Raw genomic sequence first — 13,663 nt, 5'->3', positions numbered from 1 at the left:
ATAAATTTTAAAAATTATTTTAATAACAAAAAATTTTACATATTTAATTATGAACTTCAATAATTTTACAATAAAATCTAAAGAAATTATACAAGAATCACAAAATATAGCATTAAATAATTCTAATCAATCTATTGAAAATTCACATATTTTAAAATCAATGATAAAAATTGAAAAAAATATTATTCCATTAATTTTCAAAAAATTAAAAGTTGATTTTTATTTAATTATAATTGGATTAGATAGAATAATTTCCTCATATCCTAAAATAGTTAGTGAAATATTTAATCAACATTTAAGTGAAGGAGTAATTAAAATGATTAGTATAGCAAAAAATTTTGCTGATAGTTTAAAAGATAAATTTATATCTTCAGAACATTTTCTATATGGTATTTTTATTACTGACGATAAATGTAGTCAATTATTTAAAGAACAAGGAGTAACAGAAAAAAATATTAAATTTGTAATTAATAATATTAGAAAAAAAAGTGGAAATATAACATCTTTTTATGAAAAAAAAATTTATAATGTTTTAGAAAAATACGCTAAAAATTTAAATGATTTAGCATTAAAAGGTAAATTAGATCCGGTTATTGGAAGAGATGAAGAAATACGTAGAGTACTACAAATTTTATCTAGAAGAACAAAAAATAATCCTTTATTAATAGGTGAACCTGGAGTTGGAAAAACAGCTATTGCTGAAGGATTAGCGCATAGAATTATTAGTAGAGATATTCCAGATTATTTGAAAACTAAGAAAGTTTTTTCATTAGATATGGCATTATTAGTTGCTGGTGCTAAATATAAAGGAGAATTTGAAGAAAGATTAAAATCAGTAATAAAAGAAGTAATTTCTTCAAATGGAGAAATAATATTATTTATAGACGAAATACATACTTTAGTTGGTGCAGGAGGTGGTAATGGTTCAATTGATGCAGCTAATATTTTAAAACCAGCCTTAGCAAAAGGAGAATTAAGATCTATAGGAGCCACAACATTAAATGAATATCAAAAATATTTTAAAGTAGATAAAGCACTAGAAAGAAGATTTCAACAAGTATATGTTAGTGAACCTACAATTCCTGATGCTATATCTATATTACGTGGAATAAAAGAAAAATATGAGAGTCATCATAAGGTTATGATTAAAGATGAATCAATAATTGCGGCAGTAAAGTTATCTAAAAGATATATAAATGAAAGATATTTACCAGATAAAGCCATAGATTTAATTGATGAAGCAGCTTCTAAATTAAGAATGGAAATTAATTCTAAACCAGAAGAATTAGATGTATTGTATAGAAAAATTATGCAAATGGAAATACAAATAGAAACATTAAAGAGAGAAAAAGACGAAAAACAATTAGTTCCATTAAAAAAAGAATTATATAAGTTAAATGAAAAAAAAATAGAATTACAATCTCAATGGCAAAGTGAAAAAGATTTAGTTGAGGGAATACAAAAGTCTAAAGATAAAATAGAAAATTTTAAATTTGAAGCAGAACAATCTGAAAGAATAGGAGATTACGGAAAAGTAGCAGAATTAAGATATGGAAAAATTAAAGAAGAAGAAAATAAAATTAAATTTTTTGAAAAAGAGTTAAAAAAGCAAGAAGATAAAGGAAAAAAAATGATACGTGAAGAAGTATCTAAAGAAGATATTGCTCAAATAGTATCAAAATGGACAGGTATTCCTATTACAAAAATGCTTGAAAATGAAAGAAAAAAATTATTATTATTGGAAAATAAATTACATAATAGAGTTATTGGGCAAAATTATGCTATAAAATCTATATCTAATGCAATAAGGAGATCTAGAGCTGGATTACAAGACGAAAAAAGACCTATAGGATCTTTTTTATTTATGGGAGGAACAGGTATAGGAAAAACAGAATTAGCTAAAACTATAACAGAATATTTATTTGATGATGAGAATAATATGATTCGTATAGATATGAGTGAATATCAAGAACGACATTCTATAAGTAGACTGATTGGTGCACCTCCAGGATATGTTGGTTATGATGAAAGCGGACAATTAACAGAATCTGTTAGAAGTAGACCATACAGTGTTATTTTATTAGATGAAATAGAGAAAGCACATTCTGATATTTTTAATATTCTTTTGCAGGTTTTAGATGATGGAAGATTGACAGACAATAAAGGTAGAACTGTAAATTTTACTAATACTATTATTATAATGACTTCTAATATAGGATCAGATATAATTCATGAGAATTTACATAGGAATATAATATCTGTTAATGGAATAGAAAATACTAAAAAATATTTAATTGACTTGTTAAAAAGTTTGGTTAGACCTGAATTTATTAATCGTATTGATGAAATTATATTATTTAAACCTTTATCTAGAAATGAAATTAAAGATATAGTTAAATTACAAATTATAAAATTAAAACAATTGTTATTAAAAAAAAATATTAATATAGAAATAACAAATGATGCAATAGAATATTTATCGGAAAAAGGATATGATATTAATTTTGGAGCTAGACCTTTAAAAAGAGTAATTCAACATGATATATTAGATAATTTATCAAAAGAAATACTTAAAGGAGGTATAAAAAAAAATAATAATATTTTAATAGATTTTTTTAAAGAAAATGGTATAATTTTTAGAAATAAATAAAATAATTTTGAATTATAGATCTGGTTTTGTTAATATTATAGGATTTCCTAATGTAGGAAAATCTACTTTAATAAATTCAATTTTGGATAAAAAAATATCAATTATTACAAAAAAAGTACAAACTACTAGACATAGAATATTTGGTATTTTAAATAAACCAAAGTTACAAATTATTTTTTCTGATACTCCTGGTTTTTTAGAAAAAAAAAAATATATTTTACATAAAATAATGATGCAATATATCAAAAAATCATTTGAGGATGCAGATATAATATTATTAGTTACTGAATTAGGAAAATATCCAGATATCCCACAAATATTTTATAAAAAATTTAAGGAAATAATATCAAAAATCCCAATAATTATATTAATAAATAAAATTGATAAAATAGGATTAGAATATAGACAAAATATTTTGTATAAAACAATTAATCACTGGAGTAATATTTTTCCTAACATAGAAATATTACCTATATCTGCGTTAAAAAATATAAATAAAGATTTACTTATGGATAAAATTTATAAATTTTTGCCTAAACACATGCCATTTTATCCTAAAAATTTATTAAGTGATAGAAATGATAATTTTTTTATTAATGAAATAATAAGAAAAGAGATATTTAATTTTTATAAACAAGAAATACCATATTCTGTAGAAATAAAAACTGAATTTTTAGAAAAAAAAACAAATACTACTTATATATATTCAATTATATATGTAGAAAAAAATTCTCAAAAAACTATTTTAATAGGAAAAAATAAAAAATCTATTAAAATATTGAAATATTTTTCTGAAAAAAAAATAAGTTTATTCTTTTGTAAAAAAATAAGTTTAGAATTAATTGTTAAAGTATCCAAAAATTGGAGAAATAATTATAAAAAATTAAAAAATCTTGGATATTAATTTTATACATTACTTTATTATTAATATAAAAAAATTCTTTTTACCATATTGTAGTATTATATATTTTTTACCTATTATATGTCTTTCATCTATTAATATATCTTTTTTTATAGAAATTTTATTAACATAAATTGAATTATTTTTTATAGCACGAATTGATTCACTATTAGAATTAATTAGTCCGCTTTTTTTTAAAAGATTTGATAAATAAATTCCGTTATTAAATTCTTTTTTACTTAAAATATTATTTGGAATATTATTATAAATAGAGATATAATCTTCTTTTCCTAAAAATTTTATATTCTTATAGTTTTTATCAAATAAGATTGATACTACATTTAGTATTTCTTTATATTTTTCATCTCCATGTACTAATTTAGTTAATTCAGTAGATAATTTTTTTTGTAATAATCTTTTTTCTGGATTTTCTTTATGTTTTGCAATTAAATATTCTATTTTTTCTTTAGATAGAAAAGAATACATTTTTATATACTTTTCTATTTCTATGTCTGATAGATTTATAAAATATTGATAAAATTTATATGGAGAGGTTTTATTTTCATCTAACCATATATTATCTTCTACTCTATTACTTTTTCCAAATTTTATTCCATTGTTTCTAATTATTAATGGTATAGTGAAACCATATACTTTTTTACCAGTTTTTTTTCTTATTAATTCAATTCCTAATGTAATATTACCCCATTGATCTGATCCACCAATTTGGAGTTTACAATTTTTTGTTTTATTTAAATAATAAAAATCATATCCTTGTATAAGAGAATAAGAAAATTCATTAAAAGAAATTCCATTTTCCATTCTATGTTTTACAGAATCTTTAGAAATTAGATAATTTACAGAAAGATATTTACCTACTTTTCTAATAAAATCAATAAAAGATATTTGTTTTATCCAATCAAAATTATTTAATAATTCTATTTTTTCTGAAAAAGACTTAAAAAGTTTATATATTTGAATTTTTATAGATATTATGTTTGTTTTTAATATACTTTTATTCAATATTTTTCTTTCGGATTCTTTTCCAGATGGATCTCCTATAAGACCAGTAGCACCTCCAATTAATATTATTGTGTTATATCCAAATTTTTTAAAATGAATTAAGGTAATAATAATTAAAAGATTTCCTATATGAAGTGAATTAGATGTTGGATCAAATCCAACATAAATAGTAATAGGTTTTTTTAAAATATTTTTTAGATTGGGAACACTGTTTTGTATTAATCCTCTCCATATTAATTCATCTATAATATTTTTCATGATTAAAATATAAAAATTAAAAATGATAAAGAAAATTATATTATATAATATTATAACTTTTATTATATCTTTTTTTCATATATTGTTTAATACAATATTTTTAAAAAAACATCCATTTTTTATAATAAAATTATATACTTTTTTACTTCCTATAAATAGTGTATTTTTTTTTTATGTTTATATTTCAAAATAGAAAAAAAAAATAATATTTTTATAATTATTTATATTTTATCAGAGATATTTAAACTTGCACTTAGTATTTGTTTTTTTTTCTATTATCTGCATAAATCAAAAGATAATTTCTATAACTTTGTTAATTTTATATTATCATATTTTATGATACTTATTATTCAAACATTTCTTTATATAAAATAATTAATTTATTTTTTTAAATTTTTTATAAACTTTTCTTTTACAATTGATTCAACAGTTTTATTTTCTATTTTTGCGGATAACCATGATATAATATCTAAATATAAAAATATCCTTTTTTCATAAGGATGATCATAATATTTAACTAATCTATTTTTTAATTTTCTAAACTGATTTTTTATTTGACTTGGATACGATTTTCTTAAATTTTTAAAAAAATTAATAATATCTTTTTGTGCAAAAAATAAATCATCCATTTTAATAAAAAATTTATAAGTAGACTTAATTTTTTGATCTAAATATTCATCTATTCCACTTTCATATAATGCAATTATATATAATAACCTAGAAAAACATTGTAAATCATTTCTTAAATTATTTCTTTTATTATCAATAATCTTTAACAAAAAAAATATAGTATTTTTATTATCACCACTTCCAAAGTATAAACAAGCAATTTTATAGTAAAAAATAATTATATAATGAGGATCCATTTTTTTATAAATTATTTTAAATTTTTTTAAAAACGATGGAATTAATTTCTTTATTCCTATAGAAAATGATCCTTCCATATAATGTTTATTAATACGATTAGTATATTTATAAATAAAAATAAAAATTTTAGTATTCTCATTTATTATTATATCTCCATTTGATATTTCTTGTTCAAATTGTTTTAATACAGAATTGAATTCTGAATAAAAATTCATACAAAATAAAGAATCTAGTAAATAATGATATCCTTTTAAATAACTAATTGGAATTATTTTTTTATATTTTATATTATTTTTATTTTGAAAAAATCTTACTAATTTAAATGAAATTTTATAGCACATTAAAAAATCTTGTTGTATATAATGATACCATATATTAGCTTGATAAAAAAATAATTTTTCATAAAAACCTAACTGGTAAAAATTAAATTTTGGTATTTTAGTTCTAAAATAAGTTTCTATAAATATTTTATCTTTTTCATTTCTTACATATCCTACTTTTAAATATAATGAATACAACTCTAGTGATAAATTAGATAAATCGTTTTTACATTTAATTTTATATATTAAATTATTTGAATTTATAGATAAATCCATAGATCTAGAACAACCACTTCTAGTTATATGTTGAGATTCTATCATTTTCTCAAATTCTATTAATTCTAATAAAATTGTATTACATTCATAATATGTAGCAATAGTTTTAGATTTTTTTAAAAATTTTAAGCTTTGTCTATATAATCCTTTATTATACAATATTTTAGAAAAATCTAAATATTCACGTATTTTAATATAGAAGTTGTTTTTAGCAAGATTCATTTTTAAACTTACCAATATTTGTTTATAAAGATTAGATTTTACATTTGATAATTGTTTCTTACTTATAGTAGTTTTTTTTAAAAAATATTAATACTATTTATTATTTCAAATAATTCTAAATATTTATAACATTTATTTTTTTTAATACGATTAACATATATTCTAAAATTTCTTTTTTCAGATTTAGAAAGATTCTTAATAAGAAAAAAAAGATAATCAAAATAATTTTTTTTATTACTAGGCATTGTAATTAATTTGTAATACTTCTATTGATTAATAGATATATAATTAACTATTATATATAGTTAGATATTGTAAATATCTAAATAATTTGTTTTCATTTTATTTTTATAAAAAATAGTTTTGAAAATTATTTAACTGAGTTAATGGAGGATGATAGTAAAAAGAAGGATTAAAATTTTTGATACATCATTAAGAGACGGAGAACAATCTCCAAGATGTAAATTAAATATTAAAAGAAAAATAGAAATAGCAAAAAAATTAGAAGAATTAGGTGTGGATGTAATTGAGGCTGGATTTCCAATATCTAGTCCATTAGATTTTAATTCAGTACAAGAAATATCTAAATCTATATCTAATACAACTATATGTGCATTATCAAGAGCTTTAAAAAAAGATATAGAAATTGCAGCAAATTCTTTAAAATTTGCTAAAAACCCTAGGATTCATACAGGAATAGGTACATCTAATTGTCATATACGTTATAAATTTAATAGTAATAAAGATAAAATTATGGATCTAGCTATAAATGCAGTAAAGTATGCAAAAAAGTTTGTAGAAGATGTTGAATTTTATGCAGAAGATGCTGGACGAACAGAAAATGATTTTTTAGCAAAAATTTGCGAAAATGTTATAAAATATGGTGCTACTGTAATAAATATAGCTGATACAACAGGGTTTTGTTTACCAGAAAATTATGGTAAAAAAATACGATTTTTAAAAGAAAATGTAAAAGGAATCGATAAAATTTCATTATCTACTCATTGTCATAACGATTTAGGATTAGCTACAGCTAATTCACTATACGGTATAATTAATGGTGCACAACAAGTTGAATGTACTATAAATGGAATTGGAGAAAGAGCTGGAAATACATCTTTAGAAGAAATAGTTATGATTATAAAAAAAAATAATTATTTAAATTTATTTTCTAATATTAATACTAAATTTTTATCATATATAAGCAAATTAGTATCTAATCATACAGGTATTAAAATACAACCACATAAAGCGATAGTAGGATTAAATGCATTTTCTCATTCTTCAGGTATTCATCAAGATGGTGTAATTAAAAAAAAAGAAACATATGAGATTATTGATCCTATAGAAATTGGTTTAAATAAATCATCAATAATTCTTACATCTAAAAGCGGAAGAGCAGCTTTAAATTATCGTTATAAAAAATTAGGATATAATTTAAGTAAAAATTCTTTAGATAAAATTTACTCTATTTTTATAGAATATGCGGATAAAAAAAATGAAATAAATAATAAAGAATTAAGAATAATAATTGAAAAAGCTTGTTTAAATAATAAAACTTTAAATTTATAAATGTTAAAAACATCAAAATCTTTGTTCGATAAAATTTGGGACTGTCACGTAGTTAAAAAATTAACTAATAATTTATACATTATTTACATAGATAGGCATTATATACATGAAGTAACAAGTCCGCAATCTTTCCTGGAATTAAAAAAAAGAAATTTATCTATATTAAGACCTAATAAAATTATAGCAACAGCAGATCATAATGTTCCTACAAAAAATCAAAAAATTATTTCAGATTGTTTATCTAAAAAACAAATAAACTTATTAACAAAAAATTGCAAAAAATTTGGAATAAAAAAAATATATGAATTAGGACATAAAAATAATGGTATTGTTCATGTTATTGGTCCAGAATTATGTTACTCATTACCTGGTATGACAATTGTATGTGGAGATAGTCACACTTCTACACATGGAGCTTTTGGTAGTATTGCTTTTGGTATTGGAACTAGTCAATTACTATGGTAATGGCTACACAATGTTTATTATTAAATAAACCAAAACAAATGAGAATTTCTATTAATGGAAATTTAAAAAATGGATCAACTCCAAAAGATATTATTTTATATATTATTTCAAAATTAGGAGTAAATTCAGGTAGAGGACATTTTATAGAATATTCAGGATCAGTTTTTAATAACATTAGCATGGAAGGAAGAATGACCATTTGTAACATGAGTATAGAAATGGGAGCAAAAGGCGGATTAATCTCTCCAGATAAAATAACTTTAGATTACATAACAGATAAATTAGGAATAAAATTTATAAAAAAAAATAAAAAAATATTAGAATATTGGAAATCATTAAAAACAGATTCAAATAAAGTATTTAACAAAGAATTTGTATTCAATGCTGATGAAATAGAACCTATGATTACATATGGTACTAATCCAGGAATGGGAATTAAAATAAAAGGTTTTATTCCAAAAAATGGTTCAAAAAATTGGAATAAATCTATAAAATATATGGGGTTTTTACCTGGAGAATCTTTAATAGGTAAAAAAATTAATTATATTTTTATAGGAAGTTGTACTAATTCTAGAATAGAAGATCTAAGATTAGTAGCATCTATTGTAAAAGGTAAAAAAAAAGCAAATAATACTAATGTAATGATTGTTCCTGGATCAAATAAAGTAATGAATGAAGCAAAAAAAGAAGGATTAGATATAATATTTAATAAATCTGGATTAGATTTTCGTAAACCTGGATGTTCTGCTTGTATAGGAATGAATGAAGATAAAATACCACCATATGAATATTGTATTTCTACTTCTAATAGAAATTTTGAAGGAAGACAAGGTCCTAAATCAAGAACTCTATTGGTTAGTCCTTTAATTGCAGCTATTATAGCTATAGAAGGAAAAATAATAGATATAGAAAAAATATCTTAAAAATAACAAAATTTTTTATGGATAAGTTTAAAATATTAACAAGTACAGTTATTCCTATTCCAATAGATAACATAGATACAGATCAAATTATTCCATCTAGGTACTTAAAAAAAGTAGATAATATAGGATATGGTAAATATCTTTTCATAGATTGGCGTAAAAATTATAGAAATTTTATATTGAATAATAATAACTTTTGTGGAAGTATTCTTTTATCTGGTAAAAATTTTGGATGTGGATCAAGTAGAGAACATGCAGTATGGGCAATTATAGATTATGGATTTAAAGTAGTTATATCTAGTTCTTTTGCTGATATATTTAAAGATAATGCTTTAAATAATGGATTATTAACTGTAGAAGTTTCTAACTTTTTTCTTAAAAGATTATTTGATTTAATAATATTAGACAATAAAATAAAAATAAAGATTGATTTATTTAATCAAATAATATCTATAATAAAAACAAATGAAAATGAATATTTTTATATTCATCCATATAAAAAAAATTGTTTTTTAAATGGATATGATGACATAGATTTTTTATTGTCTATAAAAGATGATATAATTAATTTTGAAAAAAAATATTTTTATATAAAATGAGTAAATATATTGCTATTATAGAAGGTGATGGAATAGGTCATGAAATAATGAAACAAGCTTTAAAAGTATTGAATGCTATTGAAAAAAAATATGGACATAAATTTTATTATAAAAATTTTTTAGTAGGAAATGCTTCCATAGAAAAAAATAATAATCCTATTTCAAATGAAACTATAAATGCTTGTATAAAAGCAGATTCAGTATTATTTGGTTGTGTAGGTGACAATAAAAATAATTTTTATCCAATTGGTATGAGTCCTGAAGATGGATTATTAAAATTAAGAAAAAGAATGAATTTATATTGTAATATACGTCCTATAATTTTTTTTTTCAGGAATTGATAATTCTCCTATAAAAAAAGAATATATAAAAAAATCAAATTTTTTAATTTATAGAGAATTAACAGGTAGTATTTATTTTGGTAAAAAAGGTAGGTCAAAAAATGAAGCTTATGATTGTTGTAATTATTCTAAAAAAGAAATTGAAAGAATTGCAAAAATAGCATTTGAAGATTCTTTAAAAAGAGAAAAAAAAATTACATTAGTAGATAAGTCAAATGTATTAGAAACTTCTAAATTATGGCGTGAAGTTGTATGTGAAATTAGTTTAACTTATCCAAGTGTTAAATTAGATTTTTTATATATTGATAATGCTACCATTCAAGTTATTAAAAATCCTCATAAATTTGATATTATATTAACAGATAATATGTTTGGAGATATTTTATCAGATGAATCTAGTTTAATAAGTGGATCATTAGGTTTATTACCTTCTGCATCTATTGGAGATAATAAATCTATGTTTGAACCAATACATAGATCTTATCCAGAAGCAAAAGGAAAAAATATAGCTAATCCAATAGGGGCTATACTATCAGTTGGAATGATGTTAGATTATTTTGGTATGTGTAAAGAAAAAAATTTATTATTTAAGGCAGTAAAAAATTCTATTTTATGTGGAATTTCAACAGAAGATATAAATAAAAGTAATCCATGTACTACTGATTATGTGGGTGATTATATTGCAAAATATATAGTTAATCAGTAAATTTTTTCTATAATTGATTTTTTTATATCTAAAATATTATTTATTCTTTCAGAAAGAAATGGAAGAAAATTTTTTATATAATCTTTATACATTATATATGGTTCTTTTTTATCAAAAAAATTTATTAAAATTTTTGATATTATATTATATTTATTAGGAGATAAAATTGCTACTGTAACTGGTGATTTTTGATTTTTTATATCATATTTGAACCATAAATAAATATAAAATATTAATTGCATTATATTATGATATTTAGGATCTTCAAAAATTTTTTGAATATTATTATTTGAGACATTTATTTCTTTAAATTGAAATTTTCCTATTTTATAATCAATAATTCTATTAATTCCATTATATTTATCTACACGATCTAATATTCCATGTATAATAATATTTTTTGATTTTTTTATACTTAAAAATGTAGAAAATTTATGTTCTAGTTTATTTAGAAATATCTTATTTCCTTCTTTAATTAATTTTTCATCTAATTCAACAAATTTTATTATATAACTTTTTATTAAAAATTTAGTTATTTCTGGTTTTTCTTCAAAAAAAGAAATATTTTTTTTTATAAAAAAATTATTAATTTCATCATCAATAATTTTTTTAATTATATTTATTTTTTTTTTATTAAGAAAACTTGCTATATTATTATAATATAATTTTTTTAATATATAATGTATAATTTTTCCAATTTCAGTTTTATATGACGATTCTAAATTATTTATTTTTAGTATTTTTTTTAAATAAAATGATATAGGATTATAATTATATAAATTTATAGAAGATGGAGATATTCCATTAATACAAATTTCATTTAATTGTTTATTAATAAGATTTGTTTTTATTATTGAAATTGGATTTCTTATATTTTCATTTGAAGCAAAAGGAAAATTGTATTTTTTTGTTTTAATTTTATAATTATATATTATATTATTAATAAAACCACTTTTTTCTCCAGAACTGATTTCATCGGGATTACTTTTATATATTGCATATGTATTTTTAGAAATTTGACATATTTTATTAAATAATAAAATAAAATATTTATCATTGTATATTGTTTTAGTATTATCATAATAAAACAAATTATTATTTTTTTGTCTAGGAGGAATTATACCATTATTTAATGATGTAATTATCGAAATATCAAATTTATCAAAATAAAAATTTTTAAATTCAGTTATAAATAAAGATTTATTATAATGTTTATAACATTTATTGAATTTAAATTCAATATTTTCAGTATTAATAAATTGATTATATATATTATATATATCTTTTATTCCATTGAATAAATATTTTTTTTTCCTTGTTAATATTTTTAACTTTTGCATATAATATTCTATTTTAGAAATAAATTTTAATTCTATAAAATGTTTATTAGAATTTTTTTTCATAAGAAAATTTTTTAATTTTCTTATGAAACTTATTAAACCTTTTAAAATAGAATAAGTTTTATTTGTATATATTTTAAATATAATTTCAATGTCAGTATTTACTAAAAATTTCTTTATTGAATTAAACGAGATATAATCAATATTATATTTTTTTTTATTAAATATTTTTAATAAAAATTTTGTTTCTATAAAAAATTTTTTAATATATCCATTTGATAAAACTTTAATTATATCATTTTTAATGAATTTTTTAAGTTTATCTTTATTTAATAATAAATTAAATATAGAAATAAAAGTATAATTAATAGGAATAATTTTAAATGGATAATCTATATCAAATGATATATTAATATTATTTTTTTTTATAAAAAATGTGTTAATAATAGGAATTAACAAATTGTTATTTCCTAATATTAATAATATTTTTTTATTTTTTGAAGATTTTTTTATTATATTTTCTACTATTTTAATTTGTTCTATTTCATTATTTACATTTATAATTCTTAAATTTTTAAAATATTTATAATTAAAAACCTTATCTTTTAATTCAAATCTTAATTGACATTTATTATTATAATAAACTTTATTTTTAAAAAGAATTTCTTCTACAATCTTTTTTTCCAATGTATTAAAAATATAATTTTTATCACAAAAAAAAACTATTTCATTTAATTTTTTTTTATATATAAAATCAATATCTTTTAAATATTTAATGCTTATGTTGAATAACATAGCATTATAAGCTATATTTTTTTTTAATAAAAAAGATTTAAATTTAAAATAATATTTATTTATTTTTTCTTTACATAAATTATAATTTTTTATCGATTCTTCTGAAGTAAAATATTGAGAAAAATTTTTTATATTAATTAAGTTAATATCTATATTTTGAAAATTATTTAGTATACATGGTATATATTCTGTTTTAAAGTTATTTATATCTTTCTTTTCTAGAATAGAGAAAAAGTATAAAATAGTTTCATTTTCATTTATACTTTTTAATCCAGATAAAAATTCCATAAATTCTTTTATAGTAAAAAATTTTAAATTTTTTAATAGAAATTTTATATTAAAATTATATTGTGATAAAAAAATAAATTTTTTACTATTTTTCATTTTTTATAAATTGAAGCATTA

At 19.4% G+C, this 13,663-nt stretch carries 8 protein-coding genes and 2 pseudogenes; 6 read left to right on the top strand and 4 right to left on the bottom strand.

Annotation, left to right across the window (positions count from 1 at the left end):
* Positions 1-49 precede the first annotated feature (49 nt).
* Both H0H34_RS02670 and era read left to right on the top strand, forming a co-directional pair.
* On the top strand, positions 50-2,650 hold the full coding sequence (locus H0H34_RS02670) for an ATP-dependent Clp protease ATP-binding subunit (RefSeq protein ID WP_185873270.1): 2,601 nt from the start codon (positions 50-52) through the stop codon (positions 2,648-2,650).
* A gap of 7 nt (positions 2,651-2,657) precedes the next feature.
* Positions 2,658-3,554, top strand: coding sequence for a GTPase Era (gene era, locus H0H34_RS02665; RefSeq protein ID WP_238785450.1), 897 nt, complete (start codon positions 2,658-2,660; stop codon positions 3,552-3,554).
* Between the two features lie 9 nt (positions 3,555-3,563).
* On the opposite strand, the gene tyrS is transcribed toward era, so the two are convergent.
* The 3 genes from tyrS to H0H34_RS02925 form a co-directional block, all read right to left on the bottom strand.
* Positions 3,564-4,832, bottom strand: coding sequence for a tyrosine--tRNA ligase (tyrS, locus tag H0H34_RS02660; RefSeq protein ID WP_185873269.1), 1,269 nt, complete (start codon positions 4,830-4,832; stop codon positions 3,564-3,566).
* A gap of 380 nt (positions 4,833-5,212) precedes the next feature.
* Complete coding sequence (locus H0H34_RS02655; RefSeq protein WP_238785449.1) at positions 5,213-6,517, bottom strand: hypothetical protein; 1,305 nt, start codon at positions 6,515-6,517, stop codon at positions 5,213-5,215.
* A 77-nt stretch (positions 6,518-6,594) separates the two neighbouring features.
* Positions 6,595-6,762, bottom strand: a complete 168-nt coding sequence (locus tag H0H34_RS02925; protein WP_238785448.1) for a hypothetical protein — start codon at positions 6,760-6,762, stop codon at positions 6,595-6,597.
* Positions 6,763-6,913: 151 nt separating this feature from the next.
* On the opposite strand from H0H34_RS02925, the gene H0H34_RS02650 reads away from it, so the two are divergent.
* From H0H34_RS02650 to leuB, 4 genes and pseudogenes are all read left to right on the top strand, one after another.
* Positions 6,914-8,089 (top strand): 2-isopropylmalate synthase, encoded by a 1,176-nt coding sequence (locus tag H0H34_RS02650; RefSeq protein ID WP_185873587.1) that lies wholly within the window; start codon positions 6,914-6,916, stop codon positions 8,087-8,089.
* Positions 8,090-9,477 (top strand): annotated as a pseudogene (gene leuC, locus H0H34_RS02645) (3-isopropylmalate dehydratase large subunit).
* 17 nt (positions 9,478-9,494) lie between these two features.
* The gene (gene leuD / locus H0H34_RS02640; RefSeq protein WP_185873268.1) at positions 9,495-10,076 is read left to right on the top strand and encodes a 3-isopropylmalate dehydratase small subunit; all 582 of its coding nucleotides are present in this window, start codon (positions 9,495-9,497) and stop codon (positions 10,074-10,076) included.
* Positions 10,073-11,123: pseudogene (leuB, locus tag H0H34_RS02635) on the top strand (3-isopropylmalate dehydrogenase). The gene leuD and the pseudogene leuB overlap by 4 nt, the downstream one beginning before the upstream one ends.
* Here leuB and H0H34_RS02630 read toward each other — a convergent pair.
* Positions 11,117-13,642 (bottom strand): PD-(D/E)XK nuclease family protein, encoded by a 2,526-nt coding sequence (locus H0H34_RS02630; RefSeq protein WP_185873267.1) that lies wholly within the window; start codon positions 13,640-13,642, stop codon positions 11,117-11,119. The pseudogene leuB and the gene H0H34_RS02630 sit on opposite strands and share 7 nt — an antisense overlap.
* Positions 13,643-13,663 lie beyond the last annotated feature (21 nt).

It is taken from the genome of Blattabacterium cuenoti (assembly GCF_014252375.1).
Classification (GTDB): Bacteria; Bacteroidota; Bacteroidia; order Flavobacteriales; family Blattabacteriaceae; genus Blattabacterium; species Blattabacterium cuenoti_AH.
Note: the sequence above shows the minus strand (reverse complement) of the source record. Positions and strands in the feature narration are given on the sequence as shown.